This window comes from Paracoccus sp. (in: a-proteobacteria) (genome assembly GCF_035556475.1).
In the GTDB taxonomy this organism is placed as follows: Bacteria; Pseudomonadota; Alphaproteobacteria; order Rhodobacterales; family Rhodobacteraceae; genus Paracoccus.
This window is the reverse complement of sequence record NZ_DATMFA010000010.1, coordinates 21,083-41,988: the sequence shown is the minus strand read 5'-3', so window position 1 is coordinate 41,988 and position 20,906 is coordinate 21,083. Positions and strand designations below refer to the sequence as shown.

Annotated in this window: 19 protein-coding genes; 3 read left to right on the top strand and 16 right to left on the bottom strand. The window is 62.8% G+C overall.

Annotated features, from left to right (window positions below; all coding sequences use genetic code 11):
• Nucleotides 1–158: 158 nt before the first annotated feature.
• The gene (locus VNQ78_RS01030; RefSeq protein ID WP_325685673.1) at nucleotides 159–938 is read right to left on the bottom strand and encodes an SDR family oxidoreductase; all 780 of its coding nucleotides are present in this window, start codon (nucleotides 936–938) and stop codon (nucleotides 159–161) included.
• A 139-nt stretch (nucleotides 939–1,077) separates the two neighbouring features.
• Between VNQ78_RS01030 and VNQ78_RS01025 the strand changes: the two genes are divergently transcribed.
• Nucleotides 1,078–1,554: a hypothetical protein gene (locus tag VNQ78_RS01025; RefSeq protein WP_325685671.1), complete on the top strand. Its 477-nt coding sequence runs from the start codon at nucleotides 1,078–1,080 to the stop codon at nucleotides 1,552–1,554.
• Here VNQ78_RS01025 and VNQ78_RS01020 read toward each other — a convergent pair.
• From VNQ78_RS01020 to VNQ78_RS00970, 11 genes are all read right to left on the bottom strand, one after another.
• The gene (locus VNQ78_RS01020; RefSeq protein WP_325685669.1) at nucleotides 1,551–1,892 is read right to left on the bottom strand and encodes an NIPSNAP family protein; all 342 of its coding nucleotides are present in this window, start codon (nucleotides 1,890–1,892) and stop codon (nucleotides 1,551–1,553) included. The genes VNQ78_RS01025 and VNQ78_RS01020 overlap by 4 nt on opposite strands.
• Nucleotides 1,893–1,902: 10 nt before the next feature.
• Nucleotides 1,903–3,642, bottom strand: coding sequence for an FAD-dependent oxidoreductase (locus VNQ78_RS01015; RefSeq protein WP_325685667.1), 1,740 nt, complete (start codon nucleotides 3,640–3,642; stop codon nucleotides 1,903–1,905).
• 13 nt (nucleotides 3,643–3,655) lie between these two features.
• Complete coding sequence (locus VNQ78_RS01010) at nucleotides 3,656–4,972, bottom strand: MFS transporter (protein ID WP_325685665.1); 1,317 nt, start codon at nucleotides 4,970–4,972, stop codon at nucleotides 3,656–3,658.
• A 468-nt stretch (nucleotides 4,973–5,440) separates the two neighbouring features.
• On the bottom strand, nucleotides 5,441–6,553 hold the full coding sequence (locus tag VNQ78_RS01005; protein WP_325685663.1) for an ABC transporter ATP-binding protein: 1,113 nt from the start codon (nucleotides 6,551–6,553) through the stop codon (nucleotides 5,441–5,443).
• Nucleotides 6,554–6,577: 24 nt separating this feature from the next.
• Entirely contained in the window at nucleotides 6,578–8,302 is a 1,725-nt protein-coding gene (locus VNQ78_RS01000) for an iron ABC transporter permease (RefSeq protein ID WP_325685661.1), read from the bottom strand.
• A gap of 44 nt (nucleotides 8,303–8,346) precedes the next feature.
• Nucleotides 8,347–9,441 carry an extracellular solute-binding protein gene (locus VNQ78_RS00995; RefSeq protein ID WP_325685659.1) on the bottom strand — a complete coding sequence of 365 codons (1,095 nt, stop codon included), beginning with the start codon at nucleotides 9,439–9,441 and terminating at the stop codon, nucleotides 8,347–8,349.
• Nucleotides 9,407–11,578, bottom strand: a complete 2,172-nt coding sequence (locus VNQ78_RS00990) for an acetate--CoA ligase family protein (protein WP_325685657.1) — start codon at nucleotides 11,576–11,578, stop codon at nucleotides 9,407–9,409. Before VNQ78_RS00990 ends, VNQ78_RS00995 begins: the two co-directional genes overlap by 35 nt.
• 5 nt (nucleotides 11,579–11,583) lie before the next feature.
• Complete coding sequence (locus VNQ78_RS00985) at nucleotides 11,584–12,045, bottom strand: Zn-ribbon domain-containing OB-fold protein (protein ID WP_325685655.1); 462 nt, start codon at nucleotides 12,043–12,045, stop codon at nucleotides 11,584–11,586.
• The gene (locus VNQ78_RS00980; protein WP_325685653.1) at nucleotides 12,042–13,244 is read right to left on the bottom strand and encodes a thiolase family protein; all 1,203 of its coding nucleotides are present in this window, start codon (nucleotides 13,242–13,244) and stop codon (nucleotides 12,042–12,044) included. Before VNQ78_RS00980 ends, VNQ78_RS00985 begins: the two co-directional genes overlap by 4 nt.
• A 32-nt stretch (nucleotides 13,245–13,276) precedes the next feature.
• Nucleotides 13,277–14,347, bottom strand: coding sequence for a mandelate racemase/muconate lactonizing enzyme family protein (locus tag VNQ78_RS00975; RefSeq protein ID WP_325685651.1), 1,071 nt, complete (start codon nucleotides 14,345–14,347; stop codon nucleotides 13,277–13,279).
• A gap of 9 nt (nucleotides 14,348–14,356) precedes the next feature.
• On the bottom strand, nucleotides 14,357–15,217 hold the full coding sequence (locus VNQ78_RS00970; protein ID WP_325685649.1) for an NAD(P)-dependent oxidoreductase: 861 nt from the start codon (nucleotides 15,215–15,217) through the stop codon (nucleotides 14,357–14,359).
• 331 nt (nucleotides 15,218–15,548) lie between these two features.
• On the opposite strand from VNQ78_RS00970, the gene VNQ78_RS00965 reads away from it, so the two are divergent.
• The gene (locus VNQ78_RS00965; RefSeq protein ID WP_325685647.1) at nucleotides 15,549–16,466 is read left to right on the top strand and encodes a LysR family transcriptional regulator; all 918 of its coding nucleotides are present in this window, start codon (nucleotides 15,549–15,551) and stop codon (nucleotides 16,464–16,466) included.
• Nucleotides 16,467–16,599: 133 nt separating this feature from the next.
• Here the strand turns inward: VNQ78_RS00965 and VNQ78_RS00960 are convergent, their stop codons facing one another.
• Nucleotides 16,600–16,794: a DUF1127 domain-containing protein gene (locus tag VNQ78_RS00960; protein ID WP_325685645.1), complete on the bottom strand. Its 195-nt coding sequence runs from the start codon at nucleotides 16,792–16,794 to the stop codon at nucleotides 16,600–16,602.
• Between the two features lie 273 nt (nucleotides 16,795–17,067).
• Here VNQ78_RS00960 and VNQ78_RS00955 point away from each other — a divergent pair, with 273 nt between their 5' ends.
• On the top strand, nucleotides 17,068–18,003 hold the full coding sequence (locus tag VNQ78_RS00955; protein WP_325685643.1) for a LysR family transcriptional regulator: 936 nt from the start codon (nucleotides 17,068–17,070) through the stop codon (nucleotides 18,001–18,003).
• Between the two features lie 33 nt (nucleotides 18,004–18,036).
• Here the strand turns inward: VNQ78_RS00955 and VNQ78_RS00950 are convergent, their stop codons facing one another.
• From VNQ78_RS00950 to VNQ78_RS00940, 3 genes are all read right to left on the bottom strand, one after another.
• Complete coding sequence (locus VNQ78_RS00950) at nucleotides 18,037–19,032, bottom strand: Bug family tripartite tricarboxylate transporter substrate binding protein (protein ID WP_325685641.1); 996 nt, start codon at nucleotides 19,030–19,032, stop codon at nucleotides 18,037–18,039.
• A gap of 61 nt (nucleotides 19,033–19,093) precedes the next feature.
• A complete protein-coding gene (locus tag VNQ78_RS00945) occupies nucleotides 19,094–20,077 on the bottom strand; it encodes a Bug family tripartite tricarboxylate transporter substrate binding protein (RefSeq protein ID WP_325685639.1) in 984 nt (327 codons plus the stop codon).
• A 10-nt stretch (nucleotides 20,078–20,087) separates the two neighbouring features.
• Nucleotides 20,088–20,726, bottom strand: coding sequence for an isochorismatase family cysteine hydrolase (locus tag VNQ78_RS00940; protein ID WP_325685637.1), 639 nt, complete (start codon nucleotides 20,724–20,726; stop codon nucleotides 20,088–20,090).
• Nucleotides 20,727–20,906 lie beyond the last annotated feature (180 nt).

The following is a 20,906-nucleotide window of genomic DNA, read 5'->3' as shown; positions in this document are numbered from 1 at the left end:
CTGAGGTCTCGTTGGCGGCCATGCCTTCGCCGCCGGGGTGGAAATGCCGAAAGAAAAAATGGTGTCGGGGATTTCACCCAACACCATTTCCCTCGCATCCGCGAGTGTTTTTGCAATGCGGGCCGGACATTCATCCGCTGCCGGCCCGCGCGTCCCGCTCAGGAATAGCCGGGACGCGGCACCAGCCCCATCAGCGATTGGGAAAGGCCGCCATCGACCACGATCTCTTGCCCGGTGATATAGGACGCATGGCGCGAGGCCAGAAACAGCGTCGCCCCGGTCATGTCGTCGGGCGAGGCGATACGGCGCAGCGGCACCATCTCCTCGCGCCGGGCCTTGGTCTCGGGGTCGGCATAGAAGGCTTCCGACAACGGCGTGCGCACCAGACCCGGGCTGACGCAGTTCGAGCGCACCCCGGACGGTCCCCATTCCTGCGCAAGCTGCCGCGACAGCATCGTGATCGCCGCCTTGGAGGACGAATAGGCCCCGCTGGCCGGTTGCGGCTGGCTGGCGGCGATCGAGGCGATATGGACAAGCGCCCCTTCCCCGCGCGCCAGCATCGCCTTGCCAAAGGCCTGCGAGGTCAGCAGATAGCCGGTCAGGTTGATCCTGAGCATCGCCGACCAATCCGCCTCGGCGATGCCCTGCAGCGGACCGGGGCGCAGGATGCCCGCGTTATTGACCAGGATGTCGGCACCGCCCTCGGCGTCAACCTGCGCGGCGGCGGCCTCGATCTCGGCGCCCTGCGACAGGTCGCAGGCGATGCCGCGCGCGGCGCCACCCAGTTCGGTCAGGATCGGCTCCAGCGCTGCATCGTTGCGGTCCAGTGCGAATACCCGCGCGCCCTGCCCGGCGAACCCCCGGCACAGGGCCTGGCCGATGCCGCCCCCGGCGCCGGTGATGACGACGGTTTTGCCCTGAAGATCAAGCCAGCTCATCGGTATCTCCTTATCTTTCGATCAGTTCTGAGTTGCGAAGACAACAAAAACTCTTATGTCTAGAGGCAGCACCTGATATCCGCCGGTGCCCGCTCGGATACGCCGAAGCGACGCGCGGGACACGAGGAGGACAAGCGCCATGCAATCCGATCATTTCGACCTCAACCGCTGCATCGGGGCGCTCAGCCTGCGCTTTTCCAGCCGGCTGGGGGTTGGCGCGTCGCAGGAATACCATGAACGCTTCCAGATCGGCGTGGTCGAATGGCGCATCCTGTGCCATCTCGCGGTCGAACCCTGGTCGGCCGTCATCGCCATGGGCAATTCGATCGGCGTCGACAAAAGCTCGGTCAGCCGCGCCCTTGTCGGGATGGAAAGCCGCGGCCTTGTCGAGATGCGCGACGCCGCGCGCCGCAAGCGCGAGGCGAACCTGACCGAGGCGGGACTGGCATTGCATCGCCAGGTCCTGCCGATCGCGCGCGCCCGTGAAAGCGCGCTGCTGTCGGGCTTCTCGAACAAGGAGTTCGACCAGCTCCTTGATTTCATGCAGCGCCTGATCACCAATCTGCCCAAGGTCGAAGAGGACGCGCAGTCCCGCGCCGCGGCCGAGCGAACCTAGGCCGCAAGCGAGGGCAGCGGCGCCGCACGCAGCAGCCGGTCCTCCTGCGCGACGACCAGATGCGCCGAAGCCCGCAGGTATTCGGCGAAATCCGGGTCGGAATCGCGCGCCTGCCAGCGCGCCTCCATATCCGCCATGTCGCGATAGGCCCACAGGTGAACGACCTGGTTCAGCTGGCCGACCGTGCTGGTATAGAAGCCGATCGGCGCGCCAAGGCTGCGCAGCAGGACGGGCATGGCGAGCCGGTCGAAGACCTCCATGAACTCGGCCATACGGCGGGGCGTGATCGTATAGACGCGCAGGTTGACCAGCGGGCGATCCTGGGGGGCGGTGAACATGGGTTTCTCCTCAGGCTGCATTGCGCACGGAGCCTTTGTTGTCGTCAAGTTTTCCAGCCAGCGACAGCGCCGCGACATAGCCGAAGGTCATCGCCGGCCCGATGGTGATGCCAGCGCCCGGATAGGCCCCGCCCATGATCGAGGCCGCATCGTTCCCCGCGGCATAGAGACCCGCGATCGGCGCGCCCTGATCGTCCAGAACCCGCGCCTGCGTGTCGGTGACGAGGCCCGGGAAGGTGCCCAGATCACCCATCACGATGCGCAGCGCATAGAACGGTCCCTGCTCGACCGGCGCGACGTTCGGGTTGGGCTTGTGGCCCGCATCGCCCAGATAGCGGTTGAAGCCCGAGGTGCCGCGGCCGAACTGCCGGTCCTCGCCCTGCCGCGCGCCCTCGTTATAGGACGCGACCTCCTTGGCCAGCGTCGAAGGATCGACGCCGATCTGGCGCGCCAGCTCCTCGACCGTCTTGCCGCTGCGCAGGTAACCCGAGCGGAGATGCGACGCCAGCGGCATGGGATAGGGCTTCACGAAACCGATCCCGTATTTGCGGATGGTGCGGTGATCGGCGATCAGCCAGGCCTCGGTGCGGCCCGTGCCGCGGCAGGCCTCGATCATCGCGGCGCCGACATCGTGATAGGAGCAGCTTTCGTTGACAAAGCGGCGGCCCGCAGGCGTCACCATGATGAAACCGGGCTTGTAGCGGTCCACGAGATGCGGGAACGCGATCTCGCCACCGGGATAGGGAACCTTCGAGACCGGCATCCATGCGGCAGCATTCGGCAGCCCCTCGGACAGATGCCCGCCCGCCTTCTCGCCCAGGGTGATGCCGTCGCCGGTATTGCCCTCGGGAACCGGGGTGAAATGCTCGCCCCCTTCGCGCAGATGCGGATAGATCTCGCGCGTGCGGCGGGGATCGCGGGCGAAGCCGCCGGAGGCGAGGATCACGCCGAGACGGGCCGAGAACTCGCGCCGCTTGCCGTCGACGGTCGCGACGACGCCCGCAACGCGGCCATCCCGCGTCACCAGTTCGGAAACCGGCGCGTCGGTCAGGATCTCGATCCCGAGGTCGAAGGTCGATTTCGCCAGCCGCGCCGCCAGCGCATTGCCGGAAGTCAGTTGCACGCCCCGCCGATAGCGCAGCATGTGCAGCATATGCACCCCCAGCCGCTTGGCGACATAGGCCGCCGAAACCGGCGAGCGGGTGAAGTTGAAGAAATGCTTCAGGTCATTGTTCGACGAGTTGAACATCATCCCCATGAAGGTGATGGTCTTCAGCGGCGGACGCAGCCGGCCCAGCTCTTTGCCGAGCCGCCGCCCATCATAGGCCGCCGCCGTGACCGAACGACCGATCTGCACGCCTCCGGGCGCTTCGGGGTGATAGTCGGGATAGATCGAGGGGACGAAAGCCACCTCGGTCTCGGATTCCATGAAGCGCAACATACGCGGGCCGTAGTCGAGATAGGCGTCCACGAAGTCGCGGTTGTAGTTCGGCCCGGCCTCGTGGCGCATATAGGTGTGGACGGCCTCGCGGTCGACCTTGGCGCCGCCCTGCTCGGGGGTGCGGTCCTCGAAATGCGGGTTGCCGGGGATCCAGGCGACGCCGCCCGAAAAGGCGGTGGTGCCGCCAAAGACCGGCGCCTTTTCCAGCACGATCACCGAAAGGCCAGACTTGCGTGCCGTGACCGCGGCGGTCAGCCCGGCAGCGCCGGAACCCACGACGACGACATCATATTCGTTGGTTGTGGACATGTTGATGTTCCTTTCAATCCTGCCGGATGCGATTGCGGACAAACAGCGCAGCAACGCCGGCAACAAGAAGCGGGATGGCAAAGACAGCCAGAAGGGCGGGCAGGCCGAGGCCCCGGCCGATCAGGATGCCGCCCAGCATCGGCCCGATTACCGCGCCGATCCGCCCGATCCCCATGGCCCAGCCGATCCCGGTCGAGCGGATCTCGGAGGGGTAGAGCCCAGCGGCAAGCGCGTAGAAGGAGTTGAAGCCGCCATTCGTGGTGAACCCGGCAAAGAAGGCCAGCACCAGCGTCACGGCCAGCGAAACCGAGAGGTAGCCAAAGGCCGCCACCACGACCGCACCGCAGAGCATCGCGGCGCAGGTGGCGCGCTGCAACCCCATCCGCGCGCCGGCGGCGGCGATGATGAAGGTGCCGATAAACCCGCCCAGATTGAAGAGCGCGCCGGCATAGATCGCATTCTCGACCGCGAGCCCGGACTGAACCGAAAGCTGCGTGATCCAGGACACCAGGAAATAGAAGGTCATGAAGCCCATGATGATCGCCACCCAGAGGCAGATCGTGCCAGAGAGCCGCCCGTCGCGAAAGATCTCCGCCGGCGAGGTCTTGTGCGCCTCGGTGCGCGGCGGCAGCGCGGGCAAGGTCGGCTCGCCCAGACGGCCCAGCACGCGGTTCAGCCGCGAGAGCGCGTTCGCTGGCTGCATACGCTTCAGATAGTCGATGGATTCGGGAAGGATGAGCAGCACCAGCGGCAGCACGATCAGCGAGACGCAGCCCGCACCCGCCAGCATCATGCGCCAGCCATGGATCGGCAGGGTGTGGGCGACGACAAGGCCGGTGATGACCGCGCCCATGGGATAGCCCGCGATTGCCGCCCCGACGACCAGACCCTGCTGTCCGCGCGGCGCATATTCGGCCGCGAGCGTGGTGACGCTGGCCAGAAAGGCGCCGACGGACATTCCGATGATGGTCCGCAACAGGACAAGCTGGGTCACGTTCTGGGCCTGGCTCGACAGGAGCATGCTGACCGTGATCACCGTCAGCAGCGCAAGGATCAGCGGCCGGCGCCCGAAGCGGTCGGCAAGCGGCGCAATGAACAATCCACCCACCGCCATGCCCGCCAGCGAGGCGCTGAACACGATCCCCAGAGCCTCGGGCCCCAGCTCCCAGGACGCCTTCAGCGAAGGCGCGATATAGGACATGATGACGATGTCCATGCCGTCAATGGCATTGAGCAGAAAGCAGATCGCGATGACCGCCACGCGCAGCGGGGTCCAGCGCCCGTCGACCGTCCGCGTATCGGCCTCTCCCGTCATGATCGTATGTGCCATTTCGCCTCCCCGAAATGCGGCACGGCGATATCGTTCCGCGAAAGCATGGCTTCGCGGTCAGCAAACTTGCCGTGTTGAGCTACAGATTATTCCGCCATCTCCCTCGGCGGCGTCGCGTCATCCATAGGCGAGAGAAAGGATCCGGTCAAACATTTTGTTGCGACCGCAACACAAGAAATGTCGAAATTGCGCATGTGGAGGGGCGTATTCCGGCGGCGATGGACTGCCTTCAGGTGGGCTTGCTTCCGTTTTGGCAATCATGAAATGCCGCTGGCGTGGTCGAAACGGACAAAATCTCACGACGCCCTGCCCCCTCGACGGGCTGGAGGCGGTGCTGTTCCGGGCAATATGGATCAGAGCCCCACGCTCTCCTCGCGCAGGGCTTCGCCAAGGAAGCGGCGGCCTATGATTGACGATCGCGCTGCTGCATATCCACTAGCCAAAGCGGTGCGCGTCGCCCTTCGACCGTCAGTCGGATACCGCGATCAGGTAGCCGGGCTTCAGGACCAGATCCACAAGGTCGCCATCCGTATGGCAGGCAGAGGGATGCAGGCGGACGATCAACCTTTCCTCCGAAGGCACGACGACGGTATATTCCATGATCTCGCCCAGAAAGACCCGGTTCTGGACCGTGCCGGTGATACGGTTCGGCTGGTCGGAGGGTACCGTTCCGGCCGGTGAAAGGGCGATGTTTTCGGGACGGATGGCAAAGGTGATTTCTCTCCCGGCCCGGGCAGGCGCGGCGAACTGGCAATGAAAGCGGCCAAGGGGGGACTGGATCTCGCCCTCCCTTCCCGCGACGATGTCCCGGGCAACCTTGCCGCGCAGCAGATTGGTCCTTCCGATGAAATTCGCGACGAAGGCGGATGTGGGCCGGTCATAGATCTCTACCGGCGACCCAACCTGGACCAGAGCCGAATTGTTCAGGACCGCCACCCGGTCGGAAAGGGCCATCGCCTCGCTCTGGTCATGGGTCACGTAGATGGTCGTGACCCCCCATTCCATCTGCAACCGCTTGATCTCGCTGCGCATCTGCTCGCGCAGCAGGGCATCCAGATTTGACAGCGGCTCGTCCAGCAACAGCAGCTTCGGCTCGCGGACGAGGGCCCGGGCCAGAGCCAGGCGCTGCTGCTGTCCGCCCGACAGCCGGGTGGCCGACCGGTTGCGATACTCGGCCAGACCAACCATTTCGAGGGCCCGGAGCACCCGTCTCTCCATGTCTGAACGTGTGAGATTTGTCTTGCGCCGGAACCGCAGCGGATAGGCCACATTGTCGAATACGTCCATATGGGGCCAGATCGCATAGGACTGGAACACCATGCCGATATCGCGCTGATACATCGGCACCTGAAGTTCGCGCGCCCCGTCGAACAGGATGTCATTGCCAAGGCGGATAACCCCGTCATCGGGCCTTTCAAGCCCGGCGATGGACCGCAGCGTCGTCGTCTTGCCGCAACCAGAGGGACCGAGCAGGGTGAACAGCTCGCCCTCCTTGACGTCGAAACTGATGCCCGAAATACCTCCCTTTGCTTCGCCGGTTTCGCTGAGATAGCGTTTGACCAACTGGTCGACGATCAACATGAAAATTCCCTCCCCGGTGACGTATCAGACGACGGCCATGCGGTAGCGCCGCGCGACGACTGTGAAGATGATGCTGACGATGGTCATGAGGCCGACCCATATCATGCCCATGGCAGCCAGTTCCGTGACCTGCCCGTTCTGCCACAGATCGAACAGACTGACCGCGACCAGTGAACTGCCCGGCCCGACCAGCAGCAGTGGCAACGACATGGCCCGAACCGCCAGAAGAAAGACAAAGAGCCAGCAGCTGAACATCGAGGTCGCCAGAAGCGGCATCACGATCATTGCGAAAGTGCGCTCCTGCGTGGCGCCTGCGGCGGTGGAGGCCTCTTCGAGGTCGGTATGGATCTGCATGACCCCCGAATAGGCATAGCGCATTCCATAGGGCAGATAGCCGACAGCCGAGGCCAGAATGACCGAGAAGAGCGTGCCGTAGATCCCCCAGGGCAGGTTGACGAAGACATTGAGGAAGGCGACGCCCATCACGATGGAGGGAAAGACCAGCGGCGCGGTGGCCAGTTGGTCGAGCAGCCATGCCCCCCGCCGCCTGCGCACCGCCAGCCAGGCGCAAAGCGCCGTGAACGGCACGACCAGCGATGCCACCGCCGTCCCGAGGATCAGCGTATTCACCAGCGTTTCGCGGAAGAAGCCGGGGCCGATCACCTTCTCATAGTTCTGCAAGGTGAACCGCGCGAAGCTGGCCATGTTCACCTTGGAATAGAAAGGCTGCAATGAGGCGAAAAGGATGATCAGCAGCGGCAGACCGATCACCAGAAACAGGATCAGCGCCATCAGCCCCGTTGCCACCCAGCGCCAGCGGCCCAGATCCAGGGTGCGCGGGCGATAGCCCTTGCCCGTGATGCTCTGATACTTGTGGGCATGGCGCGACAGCCGACCATAGAAATAGAGCATGATCGACAGGAACACGAGCAGGAACACCGAATAGGCCCCGGCCTGACCGAAATTCGGGGGCGAGACGGCGCGCGCGTTCTGATAGATCGACGTCGTCAGAACCTCGATCCCTCCGGCAAGACCGACGATAGCGGGCACCTCGAAGGATTCGAAGGCGCGAATGAAGCTCATCAGCAGCAGTGCAAGCACGCCGGGCATTCCCATCCGCAAGGTGATCTTCCAGAAGGTTGCAACCGGCCCTGCCCCGCTCATCATCGAGGCTTCCTCGAAGGCGGCGTCGGTCGCCCGCAGAACCGAGGACATCAGCAGGAAGTTCAGCGGCACGAAGCTCATCCCTTCGATCAGGATCATGCCGCCGATGGAGTAGATATTGAAGCGCAGCCCCCCGGTCAGCATCGCCCAAAGTTCGGTGACAGGCCCGGTCCGGCCCAGCAGAAGCAGCCAGGCCACGACATAGAGAACATGCGGGATGGCCATCGAGATGATGGCACCAAGAAAGGCCAGCCGCCGGGCCGGTGCATTGGTCCGCTCGACGATGATCGCCAGCGCGGCCCCGAGGATGATGCCGATACTGGCAGATCCGATCGAATAGATACCCGTATTGAGAAGGCTGGTCAGGAATCCCCGGCTGCTGAGAAGGCCCGAGAAATAGCCCAGGGTGAACTGATCGAAGGATCCGTCATAGTTGGTGGTATGAACGCTGGCCGCCAGCAGGAAGAACAGCGGCGGCAGCACCAGAACAAGCAAGATCAAGGCCAGCACGATCACCGTCAACGACACGCTCTCGCGCCAGCGCCGGATACCCGGTATCGGTGAATCAAGAGGAAAATCGGTCATGGATTGTCGATGCCTTTCAACCTTCGCCCGGCGGGCAGGGACATTCAGCGGAAATATTCCTGATAGATCCGATCCGATTCCTCACCGTTGCTGACCAGAGCCTCGGGTCGGACGAAGTTCTCGCTGACCTCTGCCGTTGCCGGAACGATGGGAGCGAGCATGTCGGAGGGCTGCACGTCGGGATGGGCGGGGAAGTAATCCGCCCCCAGCAGGATCTTTTGCCCGTCCGTCGACAGCAGGAAATCGGTGAACAGCGCCGCAGCATAGGGATGGCGGATATTCTTTGGGATCAGGAGCGTCGCCGTCGTCGACACGACGGGATCCAGCTCGAGCGAGTCCACCGGTGCGCCCTGCGCCTTGCTGATCAGCGGATGGTGGCAAAAGATGTTCAGGGCAAAGAGGTATTCACCTGCAATCACCCGGTCCACCAAGGTCCGTGCCGAGCCCGCCCCGAAGTTGACGACTTCCTGCGCCGCCAGCTTCTGCAGGTACTCATCGGCCTTTTCCTCGCCCCAGGCAGTGCGCAGGTTGGTGATAAAGAGGGGCGTCCCGCTTTCGCTGCCGATTCGCCAGGCGAACTGACCTTTCCATTTGGGATCGAGTAGATCATCATAGGTCTTCGGCAGCTCTTCCGCCGAGACCTCGTCGGTATTGTAGGCCATGCAGTAATAGCTGATCCGCGTGGCCGCCCATAGATGGTCGGGGTCGCGATAGGCTTCCGGGTATTCCGCGAGGAGCGGCGAGTCGAACTTTTGCGAGACACCCGCCTTGATCAGATTGACCGAAACGCTGGTTCCCTCGACGACATCAGCCACGACGTTTCCGGCCCGCATCTCGGTCAGAACCCGTTGGGCGATATCCTCGCTGTCGCCGCGCCAGTATTCCACCCGGATGCCCGGATACTTGTCCATGAATGCCTTCGTCAACGGCTGCAACGCCTGATCGACGATCATCGCGGAATAGATCGTCAATGCACCTTCCGCCTCGGCGCCCCTCAACAGGAACGCCTCACGGTCGGCATCCATGTAGTTCAGAATCTCTTCCTGGCTTTGTGCCTGCGCGGTTCCTCCCAAAACCGTGCAGGCAATGGCTGCGGCCAGAAGATCAGCGCGGCATGCAGTTTTCCTCCAGATGGTCATTGCACTCCTCCCTATGTGCATTTTTGATGATCAGCGCGTCCGCGATCCGGACACCCTTGCCTCTTTCCCGGACAAGCACCGGGTTGAGGTCGATTGCGGCGATATCGCCCGCTGTCCTGGCCACGAACTCCGAAAAGGCGACGATGCAATCGACCAGCGCCTCGCGGTCGAGCGCATCCGCCCCGCGGAAACCGTCGAGAAGGACTGAAGCCTTCAACTGGTCGATCATTGCAGCGGCCTCACCATGCGTAAGCGGGGCCAGTCCGATAGCGGCATCCTTGAAGACTTCGACCATGACCCCGCCGCCGCCCACCACGACCATCGGTCCGAATTGCGGATCCTGCGTCATGCCAAGAATGAACTCGGCGCCCCCGGAAATCATTTCCTGGACCAGCACGCCCTCGACCGTCGCGTCCGGGCAGTGCCGGACGGCATTGCCCAGGATCTCGGCTGCAAGCGTCTGGGCCGTTTCGGGTGTCACGTTCAGCCGGACACCGCCAATATCGGACTTATGCGGAATATCGGGCGACTGGATCTTGAGCGCGACTGGTCCATCGAACTTTCGGGCCAGTTCGGCAGCCTCACGGGCGGTTCGCGCGATGTATTCCCGTGTGACCGGTAAACCCGCCGCATCAAGAATCTTCTTGCTTTCGGCCTCACTCAACATTCGACCAGCCGTTCCCTCATTTGGAACATTGTTCCCGATTCGCCCGTCTGACGGTAGCAGGGATACCATGCTGCGATAGGCGGCATAGTCAAAAAGATGCCTGACCGCCCGCATGCCGCGCTCGACATCCTCGATCAGCGGCAGGCCGGCGCGGTCGGCATATCCGCGCCAATGCCCGGTCAGGCTGTTCGAGATGAAGGACAGAACCACAAGCGGTTTCGGCGAATTCTCGGCCAGTGCCGCCATCCGTCCGACCAGCAGGTCGTGGTTCGGCGCCCCGTCCATCCGCATCCCAAGAACGAGGCCAATCATGTCTATCGCCGGGTCGTCCTGCAGGGCTGCGATAATGCCCTCAAGCGCACCCTCGGCGCGCAGCCTTGGCATCCCGACCGTATCGAGCGGATTGCCAAAGTTCCGCTCGATCCCCAGGGCCTTCCCCACACGTGCGATTGTCTGTGGAGACAAGGGCGGAAAGGATACTCCCGCCTCGTCGCCCAGATCGCTGATCAGCGACGTGGCCCCGCCCGAAACCGTGAGCAGGCAGAGTCCACGTCCCCCGGGCAACGGAGCAACGGCCAGAAGCGCAGCCGTCTCGACAAGTTCGTCGAGGCTCCGAACCGAGGCTACCCCGGCGCGACGGAACAATGCCTGATAGGCCTCGGCATTGCCGGCCAGCGTCCCGGTATGGGCCAGAGTGGCCGCCTGACCTTTCTCGGACCGTCCGAGCTTCAGGACGACAAGCGGCTTTCTGCGGCTTGCGCGCTCGACCGCGGCGCGAAAGCGCGGGCCGTTCTGCGCCCCTTCCATCACAATGGCGATCACCCGCGTTTCGGGATCATCGGCAAGGCAATCTATATAATCGGCCAGATCAAGAACCGCCTGGTTTCCCATGGAAATCAGATAGTTCACTCCAATGCCGCGATTGGCCGCGAGTTCGGCCACGGCATTCAGCAAACCGCCGCTCTGCGACAGAAGCGAGATGCCCCCGGGCGCCAATCCCGAGGGAATATCCGCCATGGTCGTCGCAAAACCATGCTGCAGGGCGGCGATGCCCATGCAATTGGGGCCGGCAACCGCCATCCCCGCCGCCTGTGCGGTCGCAACAAGCCGGGCCTGCCGTTCACGCCCCTCATCGGTGCCGGTATCGGCAAAACCCTCTGACACGACAAGAGCGGCCGGGATACCGTGCGCCGCAGCCGCTTCGACCGCCGCCTGCACCGCATCGGCGGGCAAGGCGATCACCAGGCAATCCGGTACGCCCGGCAAATCCCCGATCGAAGCATGGCAGGCAATGCCCGCGATTTCCGCCGCCGTGGGATGGATCAGCCAGACCTCTCCGCCGAACCCCGAACGCTGCAAGCCCGTGAGCATCTTGGCCGCCGCACCCGTCCCCTTCGAGGAAATGCCAATGAAGGCGATCGACCTCGGCGCCATCAGCCGCGTGGTTGGAAGCCTCTTTTCCGCCTGCATCATGCTCAACCTTCCAGAATGCGAAATTTCGGGAGGGTGAAACCTTCGTTCGGGTGGTCCTCATAGACGATCTCGACCTGCTGGCCGACGCTATGGATATCTGACGGCAGATTATCCCCCACCAGTTGCGAACTGATCAGGGGACCCTCATCCAGTTCGACCAGCGCATAATGATAAGGCAGTTCCTCTCGAAAGCCGGGATGGAAGGCCATGTGATGAATGTTGAAGGCAAAGATGCGCCCGCGCCCGCTGGCCTCGACCCATTCGCAATTCCCGGCGAAGGGCTGGTTCTCGTGGTGCTGGCAATAGGCCTTGGGCCAATAGACGGCACCGCAGTCCTTGCACTTCCAGACCAGCAGCTTGTGATCCTTGAGGCCGTCCCAGAAAGCCTCGTTATCCTGGTCGATACTGGGCCAGGGTTTCTTCCATTCGTCGGTGACGGTCAGGACATGGGGTTCTGCGGTCATGCGTGCCTCCCGAGCAGGGTGCTGGTATGGATCGAGCACATTCCGGGCGAGACCAGCTCGCCGCCATGCCCGGTTGTCAGAACGACGTTGCAATCCTTGATCTGGCGTTCGCCGGCTTCGCCGCGCAGCTGGCGGACGGATTCGGCGAGGCCCGTCAGATCGCCGAGGTGATAGCAGGAGAGCAGCCCGCCGGAGGTGTTCACCGGGATCGAGCCACCCGGCCCGATGGCCCCGGATTCGACGAAGGCGCCGCCTTCACCCTTCTTGCACCAGCCATAGTCCTCAAGCTGGAGCAGGACCTCGCCGGTGAAGCAATCATAGAGCTGGGCGCAATCCACATCGTCGAGCGTCAGTCCCGCCTGTCCGAAAGCCTGCGATTTTGCCGGTTCGACCGCCATATGGGTAAAGTTCTTCTTCTCCCACCACAGATCTCTGGAGACTTCGCCAAACCCTTGACCCAGCACATAGACGGGCGGCTTGGGACGGTCCCTGGCACGCTCGGCGGTGGTCAGGACAAAGGCGATGCCGCCATCCGAAACCTGGCTGAGGTCCAGCAGATGATAGGGATCGGCGATGATCGGCGAGTTCTGGTGATCCTCGACGGTCATCGGGCGGCCATGCATCTTGGCTTCGGGATTGAGGTTCGCCCATGCCCGTTCGGCCACCGCGATTGCCCCGAGCTGCCGGCTGGTCGTCCCGTAGACCGCCATATGCCGTGCTGCCATCCAGCTGTGGTGGCTGGCCGCGCGGCTGTCACCCAATGGCTTGCCCCAATAGCCCCGCTTCTCGGTATGGGCCATGCCGCGAAAGCCCTTCTTGCGCGACACCTGGGATTGCGACCAGTCGGTTACTGCCCCCATCAGCAGGACGTGATCCGCGATCCCGCGGTCAAGGTATGACATCGCCGCGGCGATCCCGAGACCCGCAAGGGCCCCGCCTCTTCCCATGGTGAAGTAGAAGTTGTTCTTGGTCCCCAAAACGCGGGTAAACGTATCCGAATAGGAGGCGCGATCCCCGCCTCCACCGGTGCGGCGCAGGTCGATGGCGCCACCGATATCGTCGCGGGTCAGGCCGGCATCGGCAATGGCAAGCCGCGCACATTCGGCGGCGATCATCCGTTCGGATCGGTCGGGTTGCGGCCCGGCCACGACGCCAAGGCCGATAATCGCGTATTTTCCTGAACTCGGGTGTTTCGGCACGGATTGGTCCCTTTTCGTAGTTTCGGATAAGGTCAGGCCGCTTCGATCCGGCGCACGCCCGTGCCCGGTCCGTCCGGCAAGCAGAGAGTGCCGTCCCTGACGGCAAGCCCTGTGAATGGATCGTCGAGCAACCGCTCGAACTCGCCCAGCTCGCAGGCATAGTCGATGCCGGGCAGGGCGCAGGCCGCGCTGAGCGCAAAGCCGGACAGCAAACGGCTGCCCACGGCCGCGCCCATGCGATAGCGGATGCCGCCCAACTCGCAGATCCGGGCCGCCGCCAGCGTATTGCGCAGGCCGCCCAGCTTGGGGATCTTCAGGCTGATCGCATCCACCCGACGATGGCGCACGAGGTCATATATCTCGGCCAGCGATCCTGCGGCCTCGTCAGCCTCGACCAGCACCGGGACCATGCGCGTGACAAGCGCCAGCCCGTCCAGATCGCCTGCAGGCACGGGTTGTTCGACAAGGTCGATCCGGCTTGTGGCCATGCCGTTGATCGCAGCGATGGCATCCTTGGCGTCATAGGCCTGATTGGCGTCGATCGTCAGATGCACGACATCCCCCACGGTAGCCCGAATTGCCGCGACGCGCGCGATATCCGTCGCGACATCGCCATCCACCTTGATCTTGAGATAGCGGTATCCCTGCCCGACCAGCCGTTCGGCCTGAGCCGCCATTTCTTCGGGGGTCTTGATCGCCAGGATACGCAGGATCGGCACCTCGCGCCGCGACTGCCCCCCAAGCAAGGTGGTCAGCGGAACGCCAAGCTCGCGGGCCAGCAGGTCATGCAACGCGCAATCCACCGCCGCCTTGGCTTGCGGCGCACCCTTCAGCACGCGATCCAGTCGCGTCATGATCGCCGCTATATCGGCCGCATTCCGGCCCAGAACATGTGGGCGGAAATGCTCCAGTTCGGCCAAGAGTGTTCCGCCGACAGAACCCATATGTGCGGTGGCCGAGGCATAGCCATGGCCAACGGTCCGCCCTGCCTCGAGTCGCAGGATAACGCCATGGGTTTCCGGATTGGCGCCGAGCGCAAATTTCCACGCCGGATCATCCTTCCGCAGCACCACCGTCTCTATGTCATACCCCGTGATCCGCATGGCCATCTCTCAGCCCAGACCACCCTGTGCCGCATCAAGCGGTCGCACCGTCTTGCCCAGATATTCGGCCTCGGTTCCGTAAAGCAGTTCCTTGACCATGCCGGCCGACAGGAGCTTGACCAGCTGATCGGTCTGACCCGTCAGCGGCAGCACGAGATCGCTGCTCTGTGCCAGATCCATGACCACGTCCATGTCCTTTTCGTGCCAGGTGAAGCGTGTAGAATCCCAACGCTCCAGCGTGCCGTTCTTGCCCGGACATTGCAGCAGCACCTCGCGCATGCGCTGCGCGTTGATGCCGTAGCGCTTGGCCAGCAGCAGCGCCTCGTAATTGCCGACGCAATGGATCCAGTGCAGCAGGTTGTTGCAGGTCTTGCCCACCTGCCCCGCGCCCACGGCCCCCAGGTGAATGACGTCGCGGCTATAGGCCATCAGGACGGGGCGCAGATGTTCGACGGCTTCGGATTTACCCCCACAGAGCGAGACGAGATTGCCATTCACAGCCCCGTCCAGTCCGTAAACCACCGGCGCGTCAACAAAATCGACGCCCTTTCCCGCGCATTCCCGTGCGAGTTGCTGCATCGTGGCGGGGTTGTTGGTCGCGGCCACCGCGATCACCGAACCGGGCTCCACGACCTCGAGAAGGCCGCGTGTCACGCTTTCGGATTGCGCGTCGGTGGCGACGACCACGACGAAGGTTCGCGCCCGCCCGGCAAACCCGGCCAGCGTATCGCTGATCTCCATCCCCTGCGCCCGGGCCCTTTCCAGACAATCGGGATCGACATCGTTGGCGACCACGGCAAACCCGGCCTTCTGGACATGCGCTGCCATGGCGAGGCCCATTGCCCCGACCCCCACGAAACCCACGTTCATGGTGATAATCCTTTCAAGGGATGACGTTTCCCGCCGCGCCAACAGCACGGGTCCGGGTTTTGTCACGCGTTCAGTTGATCTTGCCCGCACAAGGGCCGCCTCTAAGCACCGGTTGCATGGTGTATGACGGCGGGCCTCCCAACCCTTGCCATGCCGTCCGGTCACTTTATCGGGCGAACCTCCTCAAGTCCGTTCGTCCCGGATAAGCAAAGCCTGCGGGCCATCAGCTATAATATCAAGACGAAAGATTTTATATCGTTCAAGGATATGGTTATAACTCTGATGTCACCCACCTTGCAGAGAACTGCCGATAGCAACAGCGGAGGAATGAATGGACATCCGATCGGTCAAGCGTTTCCTTGCCGTCGCCGAGAATGGCAGCCTCAACAAGGCGGCGCGCCAACTGAACATTTCGCAACCCGCATTATCCAAGAGCATCCAAATGCTGGAATACGATCTGGGCGTTCCGCTTCTGGACCGCAGCGCGCGCGGAATTACGCTAAACTCTTTCGGTGAAACGGTTTTCGAACACGGCCGCCGCATTGCAGCCGAGCTTCGGCGGATGGAGAGCGATATCGAGGCCATCCGCACGCTTGCCAGTGGAGAGATCAATGTCGGCGCTCCCCTCGGACCCGACAGCCGGATCCTCGCCATGTCGGTGGTCCGGCTGCTGTCCGAAGAGCGCCGGTTCACCGTGAACGTTGCGAACGGCACGCGTGCCGATCTGATCCGTCCGCTTTTGCTCGGGGATCTGGATTTCCTGATCGCCACGCTTTTCGACCCCGATGACCTGCCGGCGGATCTGGAGCAGCGGCAGCTCTATCTTGATTCAATGATCATCGCTGTCCGCGCGGGGCACCCTATTCTGGCCGCGTCCGGTTCTGCCCTGGCGCGGCTGGCGGAATTCCCCTGGATGGTGCTGACCGGCAATCGCGACGTGGAATCGGCCTTGCGATCGGTCCTGCATATCGAGCCGAAGCGGTCAGTCTTGCGAAGCGGCTCCCCCATGTTCGTCAAGAACACGCTGATGCGCAGTGACCTTATCGGACTGGTCCGAGAGGATTCGGTGCGGCTGGAGCTTGAAGCCGGCACGGTGGTCGAGATCGACATCTCGGATGTGGCGGACCTGAATACTCTGGTTCCCCCCTTGCCGGTCGGTCTGATCATGCGCACCGATGTATCAATGCCCGTCGCCGGAAAGGCGCTGATCGAAGAGGTGATCCGGGAAGTGCGCCGCCTGGGCGAATGACCGTCTCGGCTTGGGGAGCAGACCGCACCGGAACTTGCAGAAATCGCGACGGCTGGGCGGAATATTCTGGAGCATAGCGATATGAAAAACCCCGCAGCATTGCCACGGGGTCCATTCATCAACGGGAACCGTATCAGACGCAGCGGGCGAGCTGCTCGATATCCCCGCGGCTCAGGCCGATATCATTCAATTCGCGGTCCGCGAGCGCGTTCAGTTCGCGGCGGGTGATGCGCGCCCTGTGCCAGACCGAGATCATCGCGGCCACGCGCGCAAAAACGCGCGCCAAGGCACCGCCGGTTTGGCTATGGTTCATTTCGACAGCGGACATCCCGGCACCTCTCCTCTTGCCCGTTCACTGGGCATGTTGCGGACAAGGCGGATATATTCTGGGAGAACCTTGGGAAATAGACCCGTTTCCGGCAAAGCTGCCATGCTTTCTGCGCCGCAGCATCACGGCGAATGTCGGAGCTGCTTGTCTGGCAAGCCGGCGCTTTTCAAAGATGAAATCTGCGCGCCGGATTGCGCAGCATCTGGCAACTAAGCAATCTTGCCGCCCAGACGCTATTCTTGCAGAAACGGGATTTCACAAGCGCACATGACCTTGAACAGAAAATCTGCGGGCGGGGATGCACGGCTGGATGATATCGTGATCTTTGTCCGGGTCGTCCAGAACGGCAGCCTCAGCATGGCGGCAAAGCAGTTGGGGAAGTCTCCTTCCCATATCAGCAAACACCTGACGGCTCTGGAAACCGCACTTGGAGTCTCACTCTTGCAGCGCTCCACCCATCACCTGCAACTGACCGATGCGGGCGGGATATTCTTTGACCATTGCCTGCGCATCCTGGGCGACCTCGAAGCCGCCAAGGCCGATGCGGGCGCGGTATCGGACGAGTTGATCGGCACCCTGCGGATTCACAGCACTCCGGGGATCGGGCAGGCGTTGATCGTCCAGACCTCGGCCGAATATACGCGGAAGTTTCCCAACATCCGGGTCGAGCTGAATTTCAGCATCTATTCCGCCGGACTGAACGAAAGCGGTGCAGATATCGTCATTGGCAGTCGGGATTTCGACAAGGACAAGTTCTTCGCCAGCGGAGTCTTCGAACGCAAGCTGGGATCCGTCCCTCATGTCATCTGCGCCACACCTGCTTATCTGGCCCGGCATGGCCACCCTCGGGTGCCGCAGGATTTGCTGGCACATAATTGCCTGATCCATGTCAAGCAGCGGGGCAGCCCGGCGCTGTGGACCATGCGCCATGGCGATCAGGATCTGGAACTGATGGTGGACGGGTCATTCCGGTCCAACATCGAAAGCGCCATACGGCTGGCCGCGATCGAGGGCACGGGGATCGCCCGCCTGCCGCGCTATAACGTGGCCGACGAACTGCGGCAGGGCACCCTGATCGCGCTGCTTGAGGATTGCATCCTGCCGGAACGGACGATCAAGGCATTCTATCCGCGCAGCCGCTTCGTCCCGCGCAAGGTCTATGAGTTTCTGGCCCTGCTGGAGGACCGGATCCAGCGGCTCGCGGCGTGACAGGACCAGAAGGTCCTGATCCCGTCACCAAGATCAGCGCATGACCGACTTGACCAGATCGACCATCTCGGCGGGCTGATCCAACGCCTCGCGGACGGCTATCGCCACATCCTCGCCCACCAGCGGATCGACCGGCAGGCCAAGCGTCTCGGCGCGTTCAAGAAAAGCCTCGTCCGTCACGGCGGCCTCGAAAGCATTCTGCAGTACGCCCAGTATATCGGCGGGAATATCGGGCGGACCAGCCACGAGACGCACGACGCTGACCTGTGAGTCGATCAGGGCAATGGCGCGCTCGGCCATCTCGCCATTCACCTTGTTGCCGAGTTGCGGGACGTTTGGATCGTCGCCCCCGACCTGCGCCACAAAGATCGCGCCGGTGTCCCGCGCAAAGTCTTCGACCGAAGACCGCGATGCCAGAAGGCCCTGCACCTCGCCGCGGCGCATCGCCAATTGATCATCCCCGCCATTATATCCCGTGATCAGATCGACCGGCAGATCCAGCGCCTCGATCAGCAGCCGGGTCTCCGCAACTGAGCCCGACCCCACCCCCGCGCCCGCAAAGCGGATTGGTGTTTCAAGGGCCATCAGCTGGTCCAGCGTCTCGATGCCGGATTCCTTGGTGACCATGAGCACGCGAGGATCCGAGGCAACCTTGCCGATCCAGGACATATTGCCCAGATCGAATTTGGCGGAACCTTCCTCTGCAAGTTGCGTATAGATCAGCCCGGTATTGAAAGTGCCGATGGTGAGCCCGTCGGGCTTCGACGCATAGATAAAATTCGTCCCGATGATGTGACCCGCCCCCGGCATGTTACGCGGCACGATCGTCGATCCGGGCAGATGCCTTTGCATGTATTCGGCCACCAGCCGGCCATAGATATCGTAACCCCCACCCGGCTCGGTCCCGATGATGAAGTTGATCGTCTTTCCATCGAAAAATTCCGGACCCACCTCGGCGCTCGATTGCACGGGGACTGCCGCCCAGAGCGCCATGGTCAGAGACAGCAGCATATTGCGGTCGATTTTCACAAGAACTCCTCCCAACTGATTGTAAAGGCGTAGTGTAATTCCGCTGTTGTTTTTGTTGCCGTCAGCGGAGCAGCGCCGCCTTCAGCATGTTGGTGACATCCTCAGGCTGATCCAGCGCGGCGCTGATCGCATGCCCGACCTCGTCCCCGATCCGGGGCTCGACCGGCAGTCGCAATGCTGCAGCACGCTCCAGAAACTCGGGATCGCGGGTCGCGGCGAGATAGGCGTCCTGCAACGCAGCCAGCCGGTCGGCGGGCACACCGGGCGGCGCGGCGGTCAGGCGTGCGATGGTGCCCTGCACCTCGATCAGCGACAGCGCGCTTTGTGCCGCCGGATCGGTGATCACGTCCCGGGCCTGCGGCACATCGGCATTCTTGCCTCCGAACTGCAGCAAAAACTGGCCGTGGCTGTCATTCACGAAGACCTCGCGCGACGAGCGCGGGTTCAACACACCCATGATCTCGCCCCGGCGCATCGCCATTTCGGTCTCATTGCCATTATAGCCGGTGATCACGTCGATCTTCAGATCAAGCGCGCGGGCCAGCAGGATCGTCTCGACCGTCGCAGCACTTGTCACGCCGCCTCCGCCGAAGCGGATGGGTTCGTCGAGCGCCTGAAGGCTCTCGAAATCCTTGATGCTCGACTGCGCAGAAGTGACGATCACCCGCGGGTCCGAGGCAATATTGCCCACCCACGAATATTTGGTCAGGTCGAACCTGATGCCCGGATCCCCGACGATCTGGCCATAGATCAGCCCGGTATTGAAGGTGCCGATGGTCAGCCCGTCAGGTTCCGACCCATAGATATAGTTCGCGCCGATGATATGACCTGCGCCCGGCATGTTGCGCACCACGAAGGTCGATCCGGGCAGGTGTTTCTGCATGAACTCGGCGACCAGGCGGCCGTTGGTGTCATAACCGCCGCCGGGTTCGGTGGCGACGACATAGGTTACGGTCTTGCCGTTGAAGAATTCGGCCCCATCCTGCGCTTGTGCCATACCGGCGCAGGCCAGCATCGCAACCGTCAAGGCTGCTTTCGCAATCATGTCCCCCTCCTCAGGCGGTCATTAGGGCGACCGTGTCCTTTACGGACATGACGCGACCCATCCGGGGAAAAACGCGATCCATGAAGAAATCATGGTTGCCGCCGCGCGTCGAATAGCAGGCGTCCCGCACCACCACGATGCCGCAATCCATGTCCCGCGCCGCAAAAACCGTGCTGGCGATGCCCACATCTGTCGAGCCGCCCGCAATGATGATGGTGTCCAAGCCGCGCACACGCATCTGAAGCTCAAGATTGGTGGCATGGAAGGCGTTCCAGCGGTTTTTCGGAATGATCACATCCGTATCCAGCGGCGCGATCTCCTCAGGGATCTGCACCTCCCAGCTGCCCTTCTTGAAGCGGGGCAGGATCGGAGTCGTCGGAGACGGATTCAGTTCCATATCGGTATCGGTCAGCCGCTCGACACAGTCGACATGATTGGCGCCGTGCATCCCGCTGGGATAGAAGGTCGTCATGCCGACAGCACGCGCCCCGGACAGCAATTGCTGCATATTGGGCAGGATGTTGTTCTCGGACAGGAAAGCCTGTTTGCGGGGGTCATCCGAGTGCAGATAGCCATTCAGCGTGTCGAACAGCACCAGCCCCACATGCTGGGCCGAAAGTTCCTTCTTGAGGCGCGAGATCTTCGCCATATTGTCTCCGTTCCTGTAGCGGATCCGCATGCAGAACAAGGCCGCAGGGAAGGCTGCGGATACGGGCCACAAGGGCCCGGCGGACAAAAAGGCGCCAGATTTCGCCTTGCCGCGCTTGCAATCTGTATGGGGAGGACATCGTTTGACGGACGATCTTGTCCTGCGGATCCGGGTATTCGG

Excerpts from the sequence above, each read along its gene's own strand:
- VNQ78_RS01030 (WP_325685673.1), bottom strand. The coding sequence starts at position 938 with ATGAGCTGGCTTGATCTTCAGGGCAAAACCGTCGTCATCACCGGCGCC.
- VNQ78_RS01025 (WP_325685671.1), top strand. The coding sequence starts at position 1,078 with ATGCAATCCGATCATTTCGACCTCAACCGCTGCATCGGGGCGCTCAGC.
- VNQ78_RS01020 (WP_325685669.1), bottom strand. The coding sequence starts at position 1,892 with ATGTTCACCGCCCCCCAGGATCGCCCGCTGGTCAACCTGCGCGTCTAT.
- VNQ78_RS01015 (WP_325685667.1), bottom strand. The coding sequence starts at position 3,642 with ATGTCCACAACCAACGAATATGATGTCGTCGTCGTGGGTTCCGGCGCT.
- VNQ78_RS01010 (WP_325685665.1), bottom strand. The coding sequence starts at position 4,972 with ATGGCACATACGATCATGACGGGAGAGGCCGATACGCGGACGGTCGAC.
- VNQ78_RS01005 (WP_325685663.1), bottom strand. The coding sequence starts at position 6,553 with ATGTTGATCGTCGACCAGTTGGTCAAACGCTATCTCAGCGAAACCGGC.
- VNQ78_RS01000 (WP_325685661.1), bottom strand. The coding sequence starts at position 8,302 with ATGACCGATTTTCCTCTTGATTCACCGATACCGGGTATCCGGCGCTGG.
- VNQ78_RS00995 (WP_325685659.1), bottom strand. The coding sequence starts at position 9,441 with ATGACCATCTGGAGGAAAACTGCATGCCGCGCTGATCTTCTGGCCGCA.
- VNQ78_RS00990 (WP_325685657.1), bottom strand. The coding sequence starts at position 11,578 with ATGCAGGCGGAAAAGAGGCTTCCAACCACGCGGCTGATGGCGCCGAGG.
- VNQ78_RS00985 (WP_325685655.1), bottom strand. The coding sequence starts at position 12,045 with ATGACCGCAGAACCCCATGTCCTGACCGTCACCGACGAATGGAAGAAA.
- VNQ78_RS00975 (WP_325685651.1), bottom strand. The coding sequence starts at position 14,347 with ATGCGGATCACGGGGTATGACATAGAGACGGTGGTGCTGCGGAAGGAT.
- VNQ78_RS00970 (WP_325685649.1), bottom strand. The coding sequence starts at position 15,217 with ATGAACGTGGGTTTCGTGGGGGTCGGGGCAATGGGCCTCGCCATGGCA.
- VNQ78_RS00965 (WP_325685647.1), top strand. The coding sequence starts at position 15,549 with ATGGACATCCGATCGGTCAAGCGTTTCCTTGCCGTCGCCGAGAATGGC.
- VNQ78_RS00960 (WP_325685645.1), bottom strand. The coding sequence starts at position 16,794 with ATGTCCGCTGTCGAAATGAACCATAGCCAAACCGGCGGTGCCTTGGCG.
- VNQ78_RS00945 (WP_325685639.1), bottom strand. The coding sequence starts at position 20,077 with ATGATTGCGAAAGCAGCCTTGACGGTTGCGATGCTGGCCTGCGCCGGT.
- VNQ78_RS00940 (WP_325685637.1), bottom strand. The coding sequence starts at position 20,726 with ATGGCGAAGATCTCGCGCCTCAAGAAGGAACTTTCGGCCCAGCATGTG.